The organism is Bradyrhizobium ivorense, assembly GCF_900696085.1.
Classification (GTDB): domain Bacteria; phylum Pseudomonadota; class Alphaproteobacteria; order Rhizobiales; family Xanthobacteraceae; genus Bradyrhizobium; species Bradyrhizobium ivorense.
The window spans coordinates 294,375-309,919 of record NZ_CAADFC020000033.1; the positions used below are offsets into that span (position 1 = coordinate 294,375).

15 protein-coding genes are annotated in these 15,545 nt (G+C 66.6%); 11 read left to right on the forward strand and 4 right to left on the reverse strand.

Annotation, left to right across the window (positions count from 1 at the left end):
- Nucleotides 1-89 precede the first annotated feature (89 nt).
- Entirely contained in the window at nucleotides 90-533 is a 444-nt protein-coding gene (locus tag CI41S_RS39830; RefSeq protein WP_139864441.1) for a nuclear transport factor 2 family protein, read from the reverse strand.
- A gap of 93 nt (nucleotides 534-626) precedes the next feature.
- Between CI41S_RS39830 and CI41S_RS39835 the strand changes: the two genes are divergently transcribed.
- Nucleotides 627-1,541 carry a LysR family transcriptional regulator gene (locus CI41S_RS39835; protein WP_139486007.1) on the forward strand — a complete coding sequence of 305 codons (915 nt, stop codon included), beginning with the start codon at nucleotides 627-629 and terminating at the stop codon, nucleotides 1,539-1,541.
- A gap of 108 nt (nucleotides 1,542-1,649) precedes the next feature.
- On the opposite strand, the gene CI41S_RS39840 is transcribed toward CI41S_RS39835, so the two are convergent.
- Entirely contained in the window at nucleotides 1,650-2,270 is a 621-nt protein-coding gene (locus CI41S_RS39840) for a glutathione S-transferase family protein (protein ID WP_139486006.1), read from the reverse strand.
- Between the two features lie 173 nt (nucleotides 2,271-2,443).
- On the opposite strand from CI41S_RS39840, the gene CI41S_RS39845 reads away from it, so the two are divergent.
- Together CI41S_RS39845 and CI41S_RS39850 are read left to right on the forward strand one after the other, a co-directional pair.
- Nucleotides 2,444-3,730: a flavin-dependent oxidoreductase gene (locus CI41S_RS39845; protein ID WP_139864442.1), complete on the forward strand. Its 1,287-nt coding sequence runs from the start codon at nucleotides 2,444-2,446 to the stop codon at nucleotides 3,728-3,730.
- 106 nt (nucleotides 3,731-3,836) lie between these two features.
- Nucleotides 3,837-4,616 carry a bestrophin-like domain gene (locus CI41S_RS39850; protein WP_139864443.1) on the forward strand — a complete coding sequence of 260 codons (780 nt, stop codon included), beginning with the start codon at nucleotides 3,837-3,839 and terminating at the stop codon, nucleotides 4,614-4,616.
- A 198-nt stretch (nucleotides 4,617-4,814) separates the two neighbouring features.
- On the opposite strand, the gene CI41S_RS39855 is transcribed toward CI41S_RS39850, so the two are convergent.
- On the reverse strand, nucleotides 4,815-5,234 hold the full coding sequence (locus CI41S_RS39855; RefSeq protein WP_139864444.1) for a PaaI family thioesterase: 420 nt from the start codon (nucleotides 5,232-5,234) through the stop codon (nucleotides 4,815-4,817).
- Between the two features lie 114 nt (nucleotides 5,235-5,348).
- Entirely contained in the window at nucleotides 5,349-6,440 is a 1,092-nt protein-coding gene (mutY, locus tag CI41S_RS39860; protein ID WP_139864445.1) for an A/G-specific adenine glycosylase, read from the reverse strand.
- Nucleotides 6,441-6,544: 104 nt separating this feature from the next.
- Between mutY and CI41S_RS39865 the strand changes: the two genes are divergently transcribed.
- The 8 genes from CI41S_RS39865 to CI41S_RS39900 all read left to right on the forward strand — a co-directional run bounded on the left by CI41S_RS39865 (nucleotide 6,545) and on the right by CI41S_RS39900 (nucleotide 15,482).
- Nucleotides 6,545-7,024, forward strand: coding sequence for a DUF721 domain-containing protein (locus tag CI41S_RS39865; protein ID WP_139864446.1), 480 nt, complete (start codon nucleotides 6,545-6,547; stop codon nucleotides 7,022-7,024).
- A 121-nt stretch (nucleotides 7,025-7,145) separates the two neighbouring features.
- A complete protein-coding gene (locus tag CI41S_RS39870) occupies nucleotides 7,146-7,802 on the forward strand; it encodes a DsbA family protein (RefSeq protein ID WP_139864448.1) in 657 nt (218 codons plus the stop codon).
- Between the two features lie 403 nt (nucleotides 7,803-8,205).
- On the forward strand, nucleotides 8,206-11,670 hold the full coding sequence (smc, locus tag CI41S_RS39875; RefSeq protein WP_139864450.1) for a chromosome segregation protein SMC: 3,465 nt from the start codon (nucleotides 8,206-8,208) through the stop codon (nucleotides 11,668-11,670).
- A 173-nt stretch (nucleotides 11,671-11,843) separates the two neighbouring features.
- The gene (locus CI41S_RS39880) at nucleotides 11,844-12,809 is read left to right on the forward strand and encodes a small ribosomal subunit Rsm22 family protein (protein ID WP_139864452.1); all 966 of its coding nucleotides are present in this window, start codon (nucleotides 11,844-11,846) and stop codon (nucleotides 12,807-12,809) included.
- Nucleotides 12,810-12,876: 67 nt separating this feature from the next.
- Nucleotides 12,877-13,104: a hypothetical protein gene (locus tag CI41S_RS39885; protein ID WP_139864453.1), complete on the forward strand. Its 228-nt coding sequence runs from the start codon at nucleotides 12,877-12,879 to the stop codon at nucleotides 13,102-13,104.
- Nucleotides 13,101-13,397 carry a type II toxin-antitoxin system RelE/ParE family toxin gene (locus tag CI41S_RS39890; protein ID WP_172628381.1) on the forward strand — a complete coding sequence of 99 codons (297 nt, stop codon included), beginning with the start codon at nucleotides 13,101-13,103 and terminating at the stop codon, nucleotides 13,395-13,397. Before CI41S_RS39885 ends, CI41S_RS39890 begins: the two co-directional genes overlap by 4 nt.
- 142 nt (nucleotides 13,398-13,539) lie before the next feature.
- Nucleotides 13,540-14,100 (forward strand): LemA family protein, encoded by a 561-nt coding sequence (locus tag CI41S_RS39895; protein ID WP_139864457.1) that lies wholly within the window; start codon nucleotides 13,540-13,542, stop codon nucleotides 14,098-14,100.
- A gap of 143 nt (nucleotides 14,101-14,243) precedes the next feature.
- Nucleotides 14,244-15,482 (forward strand): M48 family metallopeptidase, encoded by a 1,239-nt coding sequence (locus tag CI41S_RS39900; protein WP_139864459.1) that lies wholly within the window; start codon nucleotides 14,244-14,246, stop codon nucleotides 15,480-15,482.
- Nucleotides 15,483-15,545 lie beyond the last annotated feature (63 nt).

Below are 15,545 nucleotides of genomic sequence, written 5' to 3' on the forward strand. Positions count from 1 at the left end.
TTACCCCTCTCTCCAACTCTCCCCCGCAAGGGGGGAGAGAGCCCTCCCACCTCCCGTGTAGCCTTAAGCAAGAGACGCTCGTCAACGGTTCAGCCCGCGGCGCGCACCTCGGCTGCCGGGAACGGGCCTAGCGCCCGCTCGGTCAAGACCGAGTCGCAATATTCCCGCACCTCCTTGATCCTGCCGGCCTCGAAGCGGAACACCAGGCAATAATCGTTGTCGTAGCGCTGGCCTTGCTTGGTGAGGTTGTTGCCCTTGGCCTCGACCACGACGATGTCGCCGTCGGCGATGATGCGATGGGCGATGGTGCGTGCGCGCTCGACCAGTTTCGAGCGTACATGGCCGTGCAGGTCGGTCATGATCGATAGCCTACCGGTGAAGCTGCGCGACCAGGAATACTGCCCGGTCACGGTCCAGACCGCGTCGTCGGCGAGCAAGGCCATGAACAGCGACTTCTCGCGTACCGCGGGATCGGGATCGCCCGCGATCGCAAACATCTCCTGCACCAGTTTCTTGTTGTCGGCTGCGCTCATGGCGGCTCTCCATTTGATGGGGTGGTGAGGCCATCATTGCCACGCGGCTGCGCATTCTTCCAATCGATAGACGGTATGATATATATTCGTCCAATGAATTTGAATTCGCTTGACCTCAATCTGCTGGTGGCGCTCGACGCGCTGCTGAAGGAAATCAGCGTCAGCCGCGCCGCGCTGCGGCTGCATCTGTCGCAGCCGGCGACCAGCCACGCGCTGCAGCGGCTGCGCGAGCTGATCGGCGATCCGCTGCTGGTGCGGAGCGGCGCGCGGATGGAATTGACGCCGCGGGCGCAGGCGCTGCGCGCGCCGCTGGCGCAGGCGCTCGACCAGGTCCGCGCGCTGTTCGTATCAGACGATTTCGACGCGATCAGCAGCGAGCGGCACTTTCGGCTGATGATGCCCGACCTCGCGGTCGAGCTCTTGATGCCGCCGCTGATGGAGAAGGTGACGCGGCTCGCCCCCAACGTCACCATCGACGTGGTGCCGTGGCGGGGGCCTGCGATCTTCACGCCGGAGTTCGCCCGCACCATCGATCTCGTGATCTCGATCGGCGACGCCTTCAAGGGCTTTCACCGCCAGCGGCTCTACACCGACCGCGATGCGCTCGCGGTGCGGAGTGGCCACCCGGTCGGCGCCAGGCTGAAGAAGCGCGAGGTCTTCCTCGCGGCGCGCCATGTCGCCGTGATCATCCGCGGCCAGAACGAGGACCTGATCGACACCTGGCTGCGCGCAAAAGGCATCGAGCGGCGGATCGCGCTGGTCGTGCCCGGCTATATCGAGGCGCTGCACGTCACCGCGCGCACCGACCTCGTCGCCTTCGTGCCGCACCGGCTGATCGCGGCGCTGGCGAGGCAATTGTCACTGGTCGCCGTGACGCCGCCGCTCGATCCCGGCATTGACGAGCAGCACATGTTCTATCCGACGCGGGCCCAGATGGATCCCGGCTCGATCTGGCTGCGCAGGCTGATGCTGGAGACCGGACGCGAGCTGGAGCAGAGGAAAGTGTAGGGTGGGTTAGCCGAAGGCGTAACCCACCATTTTGACCGCAATTGCGGATAGGCGATGGGTTACGCTTCGCTAACCCACCCTACGAACCTTGGCCGGCGTGATCGCCTCTTACGCCTTCTGCTCGGCCAGCACCTTCTGCACCGCCGGACGCTGCTCCATCGCGGCGCGATGCGCCTTCACTTTCGGCAGGGTCGCGATGTCGACGCCGTCGCCGTCGAGCCAGAGCGTCAGCGTGTAGAGATAGGGATCGCACACCGTGTAGCTGTCGCCCATCACCCACGGGCCCTTCAGCATGTCACGCTCGATCAGGCCGAAGCTCGCCGCCATGGTCTTCGACACCATCGCCTTCATGTCGGCGAACGAGGTCTCCTGCGTCGCCCAGCGATAGCCGCGCCCCTTGTGGGCGTGGTTCACATGCACGGTGGAGCAGAGATAGGAGTTGAACGCCTGCACCCTGGCAAACTCGAAGGCGTCGTCGAGCGGCGCCAGCTTGGCCTGCGGAAAGGTCTGGGCAATGTAGGCCAGGATCGACGGCGTCTCGGTCAGCACGCCGCGATCGGTCACCAAGGTCGGCACGCGGCCCTTCGGATTGATCTTGAGATATTCCGGGCTGTTCTGCTGGTTGGTCTTGAAGTCGAGCCGCTCGACCGTATGGGGCGCGCCGGCCTCGACCAGCGCGATGTGGGAGGCGAGCGCGCAGGTGCCGGGCACGTAATAAAGCTTGAGCATGTTGCTGTCCTCTCCGAGCCTTGCCGGTTCGTTCAGAACCATGGCTCCGGTTCTTGTTTTGACGCGGCGGAGGTTACCGGCGCGGCCGATTGCCGTCCATCCCCGTAACCTTTCGCGGTTGCCCACCGCAGCGCTGTCATGCCATGACCATGGCCGACCGAAGAGGATTTTTCATGACTGTACTCATCGCGGGTGGCGGAATTGGCGGGCTGACGCTGGCGCTCAGCCTGCATCAGATCGGCGTGCCCTGTCGCGTGTTCGAGAGCGTATCCGAGCTGAAGCCGCTCGGTGTCGGCATCAACGTGCTGCCGCATGCGGTGCGCGAATTGATCGAGCTCGGCCTGCACGATGTGCTCGACGCCTCGGCGGTCCGCACATGCGAGCTCGCCTATTTCTCCAAGCACGGCAAGCCGATCTGGAGCGAGCCGCGCGGGCTCGAGGCTGGCTACAAATGGCCGCAGTTCTCGATCCATCGGGGCAGGCTGCAGCAGATCCTGCTCGATGCCGCGACCGAGCGGCTGGGCCGTGAGAACATTCTCACCAGCCATCACCTCGCCGGCTGGAGCGAGACCGCGGACGGCGTCCGCGCCGATTTCATCGACCGCGCCACCGGCAAGCCTGCGGGCAGCCATGACGGCGCGATCCTGATCGCCGCCGACGGCATCCATTCGGCGGTGCGCGAAAAACTGTATCCGCAGGAAGGGCCGCCGATCTGGAACGGCCGCATCCTGTGGCGCGGCATCACCCGCGCCGACGCCTTCCTCACCGGCCGCACCATGATCATGGCCGGTCACGAGATCCTGAAATTCGTCTGCTACCCGATCTCGAAAGCGGCCGGCGCGGACGGCAAATTCGACATCAACTGGGTCGCCGAGCGCCACATGCCGCCGACCTATCAGTGGCGCCGCGAGGACTATAACCGCACCGCCGATCCGGGCGAGTTCCTGCCGTGGTTCGAGGGCTGGAATTTCGACTGGCTCGACGTCCCCGGCCTGATCCGCAACTGCCCGCACGCCTACGAATATCCGCTGGTCGACCGCGATCCGATTCCGCAATGGACCTTTGGCCGCGTCACGCTGATGGGCGACGCCGCGCACCCGATGTATCCGATCGGCTCCAACGGCGCCTCGCAGGCGATTCTGGATGCGCGCGTGCTGACCCGCGAGATCCTGGCGCAGGGCGCGACGCAGGCCGCGCTCACGGCCTACGAGGCCGAGCGGCGGCCGGCGACCACTGATCTCGTGATGCTGAACCGCCGCAACGGGCCGGAGCAGGTGATGCAGCTCGTCGAGGAGCGCGCGCCGGACGGATTCGGCGTCGTCACCGACGTGCTGTCGCGGCAGGAGCTGGAAGACATCGCCGCCAATTACAAGCGCGTCGCCGGATTCCAGGTCGAGGGCCTGAACGCAAAACCGCCGATCGTGCCGCGCGGCGCAGCGGCGCGGGCCGGTTCAACCTGACATTGCGTGAATCGTCATCACGCTTTAGGTCTTGTTTGGGCATGATCTCCGCGCAAGCGCGTTCCGCGTTGGTCGCGCGCGGGACAATCGAACGGGGGCCGTGGGAATGAGCGACTGGGTGCACAATCTGCCTGTCACGGCAATGGCGCTGGTTGTGTTTGGCTTCACCTATCTGCTCGCGGCCGCGGCGTTGATGGCGGTGACCGCGCTCGCAACGGGCGAGCGGGCAAAGTCGTTCAAGGCCATCTCGCCCGGCCTGCTGCCGGTGCTCGGCATCATCTTCGGCCTGTTCGTGGCATTTACCGCCGCTCAGGTCTGGAGCGACAGCGACCGCGCCAATACGGCGGTCAGCCACGAGGCGAGCGCACTGCGCGCCGTGGTGCTGCTCGCCGCCGGCTTGCCGGCGGAGAAGCAGGCCAAATTGCGCGGCCTGGTGCGCGACTATGTCGAGCAGGCTGCAAACGTGGAATGGCCGATGATGGCGCGCCAGACCGCCTCGCTGCGGGCAAGTCCGCCCAATCTTGTCGAGGCCTTGCAACTCGTCATCGCGCCGCAGGAAGGCCAGCCGATTGCGCAGCGCGAACTGATCTCCGCGCTGCAGTCCGCGCTCGACGCGCGCCGACAGCGGATCATCGTCAGCCAGGCCGAAGTCAATCCGGTCAAATGGTTCTGCCTCTATCTGCTGGCGATCTGCGAGATGCTGGCGATCGCGCTGGTGCATTGCGACAACCGCCTGGCCTCGGCGCTTGCGCTCGGGCTGTTTTCCACGGGCGTCGCCGCCGCGGTGCTGCTGATCGCGGCCCATGACCGTCCCTTCACCGGCCAGATCTCGATCCGCCCCGAGCCGCTGCTGCAAATCATGCCGAACGATCCGGCCGGCCGGTAGGCACTGCGCGCATCGTTCGGGCGTGAGCTGAGGCGTCCGGATCTTATCCCCGTCACCCTGAGGTGAGAGCCTTGCAGCGCAATCGCGCTGCGAGGCGAGCCTCGAAGGGTGCACGGCCCGGCTGATGGCCGTCGACCCTTCGAGGCTCGCAAGAGCTCGCACCTCAGGGTGACGGGACTGGCTTCGGCGCGTGACGCGTTACCGCAGCGCCCGCGCTGCTTCCACCAGGCGGATGCTGCTCGTCGCGGTGGCGAGTAGCGTGCCGTCTTCGGCGGTCAGCCGCCCCTCGACGAAGGCGATGGTCTTGCCGAGTTGCGTGACGGTCGCCTCGCCGGTGATCGGCCCGGGTTTTGCCGGCGCGAGGAAATTCACCGTCATCGTGATCGTCGTGGTGAACAGCTTCCCCTCGGTCATCACGAACACCGCCGGCCCCATCGTGTCGTCGAGCATCGAGGACAGGATGCCGCCCTGGATGAAGCCGGCCGGATTGCAGAAATCCGGCTTGCCGTCGAACGCCATCCTGATCCAGCCGTCCCGCGGACGGGCGTCGACGAGCCGCCAGCCGAGCAGTTTTGCCACAGGCGGCATCGGGATCTGGTCGAGCGCGGTTGCGATCATGGCGGCCTCCGTTTGCCCGCCGTGATAGCCGGGCCCTGCTGCCAGCATGGTGTCAGCAGGCATGATCCGGAAAAGTGGATACCGGTCTTCCGATCAGATCATGCTCAAAAAAACCTAGAGATCGAGCCCGTGCGCGATCACCTTGCGCATCACGTTCGGGAACGCCTCGCCATCCAGCGTCGCGACCGGCACCCAGCGCATGCCGTCGGGCGCGCGGGTCCGTGCCGGAACGCTGGCCGTATAGACCACGAGCTCCAGCGGGAAATGCGTGAACACATGGCTGACCACGCCGGCCTTGCGATGCCAGCGCGCCACGCCTTTCAGCGCAGGCGCCTGCGCCAGCGCCGCGTCGTCCTGTTGTCCGGCATGCCATTCCGACCCCGGCACCTCGGTCATGCCGCCGAGCAGGCCCTTGTCCGGGCGCGAGCGCACCAGCAGTTCGCCGCCGCGCGTCACCACGAAGGCGGCGCCGCGGCGCAGTGTGCCGCTCTTCTTCGGCGCCTTACGCGGAAACGTCTCCTGGTCGCCGCGCCTGCGCGCTGCGCAATCGTCGTTCAGCGGACACAGCGCGCAGGCCGGCTTCTTCGGCGTGCAGATCGTGGCGCCGAGGTCCATCAAGGCTTGCGCACTATCGCCGGCGCGAGATGGGCCGAGCAAGGTCGCGGCCATCTGCTGAATTAGCGGTTTTGCTTGCGGCAGCGGCTCCTCGATGGCGTAGAGCCGCGACACCACGCGCTCGATATTGCCGTCGACCGGCATGGTGCAGCGGTCGAACGCGATCGCGGCGATCGCGGCCGCGGTGTAGGGACCGATGCCCGGCAGCGCGCGCAGACCCTCCTCGGTATCCGGAAACATCCCGTCATGGTCGCGGAGCACCGCGACCGCGCAGGCATGCAGGTTACGCGCCCGCGAATAATAGCCGAGCCCGGCCCACATCCTCAGGACGTCGTCGAGCGAGGCGCGCCCGAGCGCCGACACATCGGGCCAGCGCGTCACGAACTTTTCGAAATAAGGCCCGACCGCCCGCACCGTGGTCTGCTGCAGCATGATCTCCGACAGCCACACCCGGTACGGATCCGCCAGTTCCCCCGCCGCCGCCCGCCACGGCAGCTTCCGGCGATGCCGGTCATACCAGGCAAGCACCCGCGCCGGGCGGTCAGCCTGATGGTCGGTCGGTTTCGGTTTGGCGGCTGCGCGAGAACTCATGGATCTATTCTAGGACAAATCTCTCTACGTCATGCCCGGGCTCGTCCCGGGCATCCACGTCTTTCTTTGTCCGTCAACTGACGGCGCAGTGCTATAACCCCCCGATGTCAAAACCCGGCCCGATCAGCGCAAAGCCCCTCTCGATCCTGCTCAGCGACGTCTTTACCGACGCCTACGCAAAGCAGGGGTTTGCGGCGCGCGAACTGGTGACGCGCTGGGGCGAGATCGCGGGCGAGCGGATCGCGGCCTATTGCGAGCCGCTCAAGATCCAGTGGCCGCGGCCGGTGGAGGGCCAGCCGCAGGAGCCGGCGACCTTGGTGCTGCGGGTCGAGGGGCCGATGGCGCTGGAGATCCAGCACTCCTCCGACGTGATCCTGGAGCGGGTCAACCGCTTCTTCGGCTGGCATGCGGTGGGACGGCTGACCATCCGCCAGGCCCCGCTGTCGCGCCGCGACCGGGTGGTGCGGCCGCGCGCGCCGGACGCCAGGGCGGTGGCCCGGGAGGCCGCAAACCTCAAGGCGGTGGAGGATGACGAGCTGCGCGCGGCGCTCGCCCGTCTCGGCGCCTCGATCAAGCGAAATTGACGTTTTTCGCTGGCTCTGGCGCGGGATCCCGGCATTGCCACAATGGTCGTTTCAAGCTAGCGAAGGCTTCTTTTCGAGACCCCTATTCATTCGGCGTGAACGCGCCAATCGGGAGCTGACCTTGATCATCACGCGCCGCGCCTTCACCACCGCTCTCTCGCTGACCGGGCTCGCCGCCCTCGCCGGCCTGTCGCCGCTGCGGCTGATCACCGGAGCGTTCGCGCAGAGCGCCACCGACGTCGCCAAGCCGCAGTCGCTGCCGGACATGGTGCTCGGCTCGCAGGACGCCAAGGTGACCATCACCGAATATGCCTCGATGACCTGCCCGCACTGCGCCAACTTCAACGCGACCGTGTTCCCGAAGCTCAAGTCGACCTATATCGACTCTGGCAAGGTCCGCTACGTGTTCCGCGAATTCCCGCTCGACATCAAGGCGGCCGCCGGCTCGATGCTGGCGCGCTGCATCGCCAAGGACGACGCGCCGAAATTCTATGCTGTGATCGATCTGTTGTTCCGCCAGCAGGAAGACTGGGTGATGAAGAACACCACCGAGACGCTGACGCGGATCGGCAAGCAGGCCGGCCTCAGCCAGCAGCAGGTCGAGGAGTGCCTGAAGGACCAGAAGCTGCTCGACAAGATCGCGGCCGACCAGAAATACGCCAACGAGGTGCTGAAGGTGAACTCGACGCCGACCTTCTTCATCAACGGCGAGATGCTGAAGGGCGAGACCTCGTTCGAGGAGTTCAGCAAGAAGATCGATCCGCTGCTGAAGAGCTGATCGAGCCCACGGGAACCTAACTCGATGTCGTCCTGCGAAAGCCAGGACGACGAACATCCTCTCGGGTGACGTCGCGGCAAGAATATCGTCGCCCGCGTTCGCGCGGGGCACGATAATTGTGGATGGCCAGCGATCGCGACCACGGCCGTCGCATCATTTCGTTGTTGAAAACTTGATTCGCGCGATGCGAATCTTCAATGACGTGCAGGGAGCGCAAAACCCTGCAAATCCCTTGCAAATCCCTTGGGAAAAGCTGCGTCAAGCGGTTGCCCTGAAGCGCGCACCTCGCCATTGTCGCCCGGCATGAGAGCTGCCCGCAGCAACTCACACCCACACCGACATTGCCTTCTATGGTACTGTCACGGCAGGGAGATTCGCGCCCGGCCAAGCGAGATTTGTGTACATGAAGCTCACGCGCCTCCGCCTTCACGGTTTCAAGTCGTTCGTTGAACCCACCGACTTCATGATCGAACCGGGCCTCACCGGTGTCGTCGGACCGAACGGCTGCGGCAAATCCAACCTCGTCGAAGCGCTGCGCTGGGCGATGGGCGAGACTTCGCACAAATCGCTGCGCGCCGCCGACATGGACGCGGTGATCTTCGCCGGTTCCGGCAATCGGCCGGCGCGCAACCACGCCGAAGTGGTGATGACGATCGACAATTCGGATCGCTCGGCGCCGGCCGCCGTCAACGACAGCCAGCTGCTCGAAATCTCCCGTCGCATCGAGCGCGAAGCCGGCTCGGTCTATCGCATCAACGGCCGCGACGTCCGCGCCCGCGACGTGCAGATCCTGTTCGCCGACGCGGCCACCGGTGCGCGTTCGCCGGCGCTCGTCCACCAGGGCAAGATCGGCGAGATCATTCAGGCCAAGCCCGAGCAGCGCCGCCGCGTGCTGGAAGACGCCGCCGGCGTCGCCGGCCTGCATGCCCGCCGCCACGAGGCGGAACTGCGGCTCAAGGCGGCCGAAACCAACCTGACCCGCGTCGAGGACGTGATCGGCCAGCTCACCGGCCAGATGGAAGGCCTGAAGAAGCAGGCGCGCCAGGCGATTCGCTACCGCGAGGTCGCGGCCAAGGTGCGCAAGTCCGAGGCCATGCTGTTCCACCTGCGCTGGATCGAGGCCAATGCCGACGTCAACGACGCCGCGCACACCCACGATGTCGCGGTGCGCGAGATGGCCGAGCGCACCCGCGAGCAGGCGGAATCGGCGCGCATCCAGGCGATTCGCGCCGCCGAACTGCCGGCGTTGCGTGATGCCGAGGCGCGTGCCGCCGCCGGCCTGCAGCGCCTGACCAATGCGCGCGAGATGCTCGACCGCGAGGAGCAGCGCGCCAAGGAGCGCGTCGGCGAGCTCGATCGTCGCCTCACCCAGTTCGCCCAGGACATCGCCCGCGAGCAGCAGCAAACCTCGGATGCCGACGTCGCCTTGCTGCGGCTCGACACCGAAGACGCCGAGCTGAAGGAAGAGATCAAGACCCGCGTCGAGAAGCGCTCCGGCGTCGACGAGCGCGTCGCGGAGGCCGAGGCGATCCTGGCGGCGACCGAGCGGCAGTTCACCGATCTGACCACGGAGCTCGCCGACCTCACCGCGAAGCGCAACCAGCTCGAGGCCGGCGTGCGCACCCATCGCGACCGGCTGGCGCGGCTCGAGCAGGAGATCGCCAACGTCCAGGCCGAGGAGGAGAAGCTCGCGCAGGAGACCGGCAGTCTCGGCGACATCGACGCACTCGCCGCCGCCATGGAAATGGCGCAGCAGGCGGTGGCCGAATCCGAAGCCGCCGTGCAGGCCAGCGAAGCGCATCACGCCGCGGCGCGGCAGACGCTGGAATCCTCGCGCAATCCGCTGGTCGAGGCCGAGAAGCGCGTGCAGCGACTCGAGACCGAAGCCCGCACGATTTCAAAACTGGTCAACAGCGAGACCAAGAATCTGTGGCCGCCGATCATCGACGGCATCACGGTTGCCAAGGGTTATGAGAAGGCGATCGGCGCCGTGCTCGGCGACGACCTCGACGCGCCGGTCGATCCGTCGGCGCCGATGCGCTGGACCAATATCGGCACCGCCGCCGACGACCCGTCGCTGCCTGACGGCGTCGAGCGGCTGGCCGACCATGTTCAGGCGCCGCCGGAGCTGGCGCGCCGCCTGGCGCAGATCGGCGTCGTGGCCAAGGAGCGCGGCGCGGCGCTGGTGGCGCAACTCAAGACCGGCCAGCGGCTGGTGTCGCTCGAGGGCGACGTCTGGCGCTGGGACGGCTTCGTCGCCGATGCGCATGCCCCGACCGGCGCCGCGCGCCGGCTCGCCGAGCGCGCCCGCCTGGTCGATATCGAGCACGAGCTGGAGCAGGCCCGCCTCGATGCCACCGCCAAGCGCCAGGCGCTGGAGACGGCCGAGATGGAGCTGCGGACCGCGTCGGCCGCCGAGGGTGCGTCCCGCGAGGCCGTGCGCGCCACCCGCCGCGAGGCCGATGCCGCGCGCGAGCGCCATGCCGCGACCGAACGCGAGATCAACCGTCACGCCACGCGCAAATCCGCGCTGACGGAAGCGCACACCCGCGTCGCCGCCGACCGCGCCGAGGCCGAAGCCGCGCATGAGAGCGCGGTCGGCGCGCTGAACGAGTTGCCGCCGGGTGTCGAGACCGAGGCCCAGCTCGCCGCGGTCCGCGCCGAGATCGACAACCAGCGCCGCGCCGCCGCCCAGGTGCGCGCCGAGGCGCAGGCGCTCGCCCGCGAGGCCGAGCTGGCGGACCGCCGCGTGCAGGCGATCCTCGCCGAGCGCAACGAGTGGCAGAACCGCAAGACCAGCGCCGCCTCGCAGGTCGAGACCATCGAGGCCCGCATCGCCGAGGTGTCAATCGAGCGCGAGGAGCTCGCCAACGCGCCGGAAGTGTTCGCCGAGAAGCGCAGCGCGCTGATCACGGAGATCGAGCACGCCGAGGGCGACCGCCGGATCGCCGCCGACGCGCTTGCCACCGCCGAAGCCGCCATGGCGGAGACCGACCGTCTCGCCAAGGCCTCGCTCGAAGCGCTGTCCTCTGCCCGCGAGGGCACCGCGCGCGCCGAGGAGCGCATGGAAGGCACCCGCCGCCGCCTCGCCGATATCGAGCGCGAGATCCACGACATGCTCGAGGTCGAGCCGAACGCGGTCGCCGCGATGGCCGAGATCGAGCCCGGCGCGGAGCTGCCGCCGGTCGCCCAGGTCGAAGAAGAGCTGGAAAAACTGCGCCGCGACCGCGAGCGGCTCGGCGCCGTCAATCTGCGCGCCGAGGAGGAGCTGAAGGAAGTCGAGACCCAGTACACCGCGTTGACCACCGAGCGCGACGACCTGGTGGAGGCGATCAAGCGGCTGCGCCAGGGCATCCAGAGCCTCAACCGCGAGGCGCGCGAGCGCCTGCTGACCTCGTTCGAGACCGTCAACAGCCACTTCAAGCGGCTGTTCACCGAGCTGTTCGGCGGCGGCGAAGCGGCGCTGCATCTGATCGAGAGCGACGATCCGCTCGAGGCCGGCCTCGAGATCATCGCCAAGCCGCCGGGCAAGAAGCCGCAGACGCTGTCGCTGCTGTCGGGCGGCGAGCAGGCGCTGACTGCGCTGGCCCTGATCTTCGCGGTGTTCCTCACCAACCCGTCGCCGATCTGCGTGCTGGACGAGGTCGACGCGCCGCTCGACGACCACAACGTCGAGCGGTTCTGCACCCTGCTGCACGAGATGACGTCGTCGACGGAAACCCGCTTCATCATCATCACGCACAACCCGATCACGATGGCGCGGATGAACCGGCTGTTCGGCGTCACCATGGCCGAACGCGGCGTGTCGCAGCTGGTTTCGGTCGACCTGCAGGGCGCGGTGGATATTCTCGACCAGAACGTGGCGTAGGAGCAGCCGACTCACGTTAAGCTTTGAACGGGGCCTCAGGGTCCCGTCATTGCGAGCCAACGGGTCGCGCGAACGCGCGCCCGATGACGGGCTCCGCGAAGCAATCCATGCCACCACAGGCGGATCGATGGATTGCTTCGCTTCGCTCGCAATGACGTGGCAAAGTGCGTCGTATGACCTCTCCCGACTTGCCCGCTGAACTACGAGCTGCCCTGAACACGCGACTCGAAGGCCTCTCCCGCAGCGACGCCGCGGGCCGCGCGGCGGTGATCTCGCAGACCTATCGCGAAGGCGGCGGCTCCGGGACGATCAGGACCGAGACCGATGCGCTGGCCTACGCGCTGGCGCGGATGCCGGCGACGTATGCCGCCGTTGTGGCGAGCCTCAATGCGCTCACCGAGATCCGACCGGATTTTGCGCCGGCCAGCCTGCTCGATGTCGGCGCCGGCCCGGGCACCGCAACCTGGGCAGCCTCCGAAACATTTTCCTCGCTGCAACGCTTGACCCTGCTCGACGCCAACGGCGCGTTGCGCACGTTGGCGCAGGAACTGTTTCGCGACAGCGCGCGGCTGAACGACGTCAGCTACACGCTCGGCCAGGCCGGCGCGCTGCTCGCGCAGACCGGGCCGGCCGATCTCGTTGTCGCGAGCTACATGATCGGCGAGCTCGGCGATGCCGAACGCGCGGCGCTAGCCGAGGCGCTGTGGGCGAAGACAAAGGACACGCTGCTGGTCGTCGAGCCCGGCACGCCCGCCGGCTATGCGCGGATCATCGCGCTCCGCGCCCGGTTGATCGCTGCCGGCGCCCATGTCGTCGCGCCCTGCCCGCATGACGCCGCCTGCCCGCTGGTGGCGCCGGACTGGTGCCATTTCTCGCAACGCCTGCAGCGCTCGCGCGCGCACAAGCAGGTCAAGGGCGTCGAAGTGCCGTTCGAGGACGAGCGCTTTGCCTATGTCGCACTGAGCCGCGCGAAGGTCGCGGCGCGGCCGTCGCGCGTGCTGGCGCAGCCGGATGTCGGCAAGGTCGAGATCGCAGCCAAGCTCTGCACGGCGGACGGCGTCGTCGTGGCAAAAGTCCCGCGCCGCGCCAAAGCCGACTATGCCGCCGCGCGGCGCTGGCGCTGGGGCGACGCGGTTTAGGCTTTCAGGCGTCCCGGCGATCCGCCGGCCACTCGCATTTCGCGGTCAATCAGCATATATTTGGGACATGAACCAGGTCTTGGAAGACGCCATTGAGAAAGTCCGCCGGCTGCCTGCGGACCGCCAAGCGTATATCGCCGAAGTGCTGGAGCAGATTGCTGCGGCCGGCGCGGACGTGTTCACGATCCCCGACGATCATCGTTCCGCGGTGTTGGAAGGCCTCGATCAGGCCAAGCGCGGCGAACTCGTGAGTGACGAGGAGATGTCGGCCCTCTGGAAGAAATGCGGCCTGTGAAGCTGCGCTTTGCACCGCGGGCACGCAACGACATCGACGATATTCACGAATACATCGCGGAACGCAACAAGCGAGCGGCCACGGCGGTGGTGCGACAGATCCGGCTGACCTGCGAGCTGCTTGCACGATATCCACGCCTCGGGCGAGAAACCGATATGCCAGAGGTCAAGGTCTTTCCGACGTCTCGCTATCCGTATCTGATCTATCACCGGATAACGGAGCAGGAAATAATCATTATTCATGTCCGCGATGGGCGACGGGACACCCCGAAGGCCGGCGAGCTTGGCACCTAGCCCAGGTTACCACCTGGGAGAACGTTGAACTAATTCGGCACCATCTCCGACCAAGGCAATGCCCACCTTTTCGCGGCGGGCTGCCGTATGGCCTGTTTTGGGCTACGGTGCCGCCGTTTCGTCCCATCAGGAGCTGCCTGTCATGTCGACCAGCTGGATCGTTATCGGCGTCATCGTCCTTCTCGTGCTGTTTGCGTTCGGCGCCTACAATCGCCTCGTCGCGCTCCGGCAGCGGGTCGACCAGGCCTTTGCCGACGTCGACGTCCAGCTCAAGCAGCGCCACGACCTGATCCCGAACCTGGTCGAGACCGTGAAGGGCTATGCCGCGCATGAGCGCGGCACGCTGGACGACGTGATCAAGGCGCGCAATTCGGCGCTGTCGGCGCAGGGGCCGGCGCAGGTCTCGGCGGCCGAGAATCAGCTGACCGGCGCGCTCGGCCGGCTGATCGCGCTGTCGGAGGCCTATCCGGACCTCAAGGCCAACGCCAACTTCCAGCAGCTCGCCTCCGAGCTCTCCGACCTCGAGAACAAGATCGCCGCCAGCCGCCGTTTCTTCAACAACGCGGTGCAGGAGTACAACACCGGCATTCAGCAGATGCCGGCCGCTTTGTTCGCCGGCATGTTCGGCTTCACCCGCAAGGACTTTTTCGATCTCGGCGCCAGCCGCGCGGAGGTGGAGACGGCACCGAGCGTGAAGTTCTGACCCGCATGGCCTGCAGCCTGCCCCGTCATTCCGGGGCGATGCGAAGCATCGAACCCGGAATCTCGACCTGCCAGAAAACCTCTGGATTCCGGGTTCGCGCTTGCAGCGCGCTCCGGAATGACGGTGGTTAGCGGAAGCGCAACATGGCCGCCTACGGTCTCTACACGCATATCGCATCGAACAAGTTTCGTTCGATGCTGCTGCTCGCCGGCCTGTTCCTGCTGATCCACGTGCTGGTCTATGCCGGCGCGCTGGTCGCGGAGGTGATGATCGACAGCAACCGGACCGTCGATTATTATTTGCGGCACGCCTCGCGCGACCTCGTCTCAGCGTTTCCCTGGGCGACGCTCGCGGCGGCGGCGTGGATCGTGATCGCCTATTTCTTCCACCAGAACATGATCGACGCCGTCACCGGCGGCGAGAGCGTAACGCGGCAGCAACAGCCGCGGCTGTACAATCTCCTGGAAAATCTCTGCATCTCGCGCGGCATCCCGATGCCGAAGCTGAAGATCATGGACAGTCCGGCGCTGAACGCGTTCGCGGCCGGGCTGAACCCGCGGCAATATTCGATCACCGTCACGACGGGTCTGCTCAATGCGCTGAACGACCAGGAGATCGAGGCCGTGCTCGGCCACGAGCTCACGCATATCAAGAATGGCGACGTGCAGCTGATGGTGATCGCCGTGATCATCGCCGGCGTGGTCGGCTTCTTCGGCGAGATGTTCTTCCGCGTCTTCACAAATCTGTCGTGGAACTCGAGCGGCGGCAGCTGGTCGTCCTCATCATCCTCCCGGTCCTCCTCGTCGGACCGCGACAGCAAGGGCTCCGGCGGCGGCGCGATCATCGTGATCATCATCGCGGTGGTGCTGATCCTGCTGGCCTGGCTGCTGTCGCAGGTGGTCAAGCTCGCGCTGTCCCGCTCGCGTGAATTTCTCGCCGACGCCGGCTCGGTCGAGCTGACCAAAAATCCCGATGCGATGATCTCGGCGCTGCGCAAGATCGAGAACCGCGGCGAACTGGAGGGCGCGACCTCGGCGGTGATGGAACTGTGCGTCGACAATCCGCGCGAGGGCTTTGCCGATCTGTTCGCGACGCATCCGTCGGTGCAGTCCCGGGTCGAGGCCCTGGTGAAATATGCCGGCGGACGCGATCCCGGGCCGCTGGCGCTGCCCGATGAGACCTCGGACGAGCCCGGGACACAGGATCCTGGGGCGCAGGACCAACTGCCGGGACAAGGCGACCAGCCTCCCCCGATCAAGCATGGCCCATGGGGCGATGCGCCGCCCGCGCCGGCCGGCAATCCGCCCGCACCGCCGGGCATCAATCCGCAGCAGGGACCATTGGGACCTCTTCAGGGCCCCTGGGGCCGCCACCTCCGATAGCGCGCTAGCCACCTCAGTCCATTAAGGAAATCCCCACCAAACCAATCGCTGGTGCCTTAAAGG

What these genes read in the sequence shown, in the direction of transcription:
- mutY (WP_139864445.1), bottom strand. Translation starts at nt 6,440, where the DNA reads ATGAGTTCTCGCGCAGCCGCCAAACCGAAACCGACCGACCATCAGGCT.
- CI41S_RS39895 (WP_139864457.1), top strand. Translation starts at nt 13,540, where the DNA reads ATGTCGACCAGCTGGATCGTTATCGGCGTCATCGTCCTTCTCGTGCTG.
- CI41S_RS39840 (WP_139486006.1), bottom strand. Translation starts at nt 2,270, where the DNA reads ATGCTCAAGCTTTATTACGTGCCCGGCACCTGCGCGCTCGCCTCCCAC.
- smc (WP_139864450.1), top strand. Translation starts at nt 8,206, where the DNA reads ATGAAGCTCACGCGCCTCCGCCTTCACGGTTTCAAGTCGTTCGTTGAA.
- CI41S_RS39850 (WP_139864443.1), top strand. Translation starts at nt 3,837, where the DNA reads ATGAGCGACTGGGTGCACAATCTGCCTGTCACGGCAATGGCGCTGGTT.
- CI41S_RS39830 (WP_139864441.1), bottom strand. Translation starts at nt 533, where the DNA reads ATGAGCGCAGCCGACAACAAGAAACTGGTGCAGGAGATGTTTGCGATC.
- CI41S_RS39885 (WP_139864453.1), top strand. Translation starts at nt 12,877, where the DNA reads ATGAACCAGGTCTTGGAAGACGCCATTGAGAAAGTCCGCCGGCTGCCT.
- CI41S_RS39855 (WP_139864444.1), bottom strand. Translation starts at nt 5,234, where the DNA reads ATGATCGCAACCGCGCTCGACCAGATCCCGATGCCGCCTGTGGCAAAA.
- CI41S_RS39900 (WP_139864459.1), top strand. Translation starts at nt 14,244, where the DNA reads ATGGCCGCCTACGGTCTCTACACGCATATCGCATCGAACAAGTTTCGT.
- CI41S_RS39835 (WP_139486007.1), top strand. Translation starts at nt 627, where the DNA reads ATGAATTTGAATTCGCTTGACCTCAATCTGCTGGTGGCGCTCGACGCG.
- CI41S_RS39865 (WP_139864446.1), top strand. Translation starts at nt 6,545, where the DNA reads ATGTCAAAACCCGGCCCGATCAGCGCAAAGCCCCTCTCGATCCTGCTC.
- CI41S_RS39845 (WP_139864442.1), top strand. Translation starts at nt 2,444, where the DNA reads ATGACTGTACTCATCGCGGGTGGCGGAATTGGCGGGCTGACGCTGGCG.
- CI41S_RS39880 (WP_139864452.1), top strand. Translation starts at nt 11,844, where the DNA reads ATGACCTCTCCCGACTTGCCCGCTGAACTACGAGCTGCCCTGAACACG.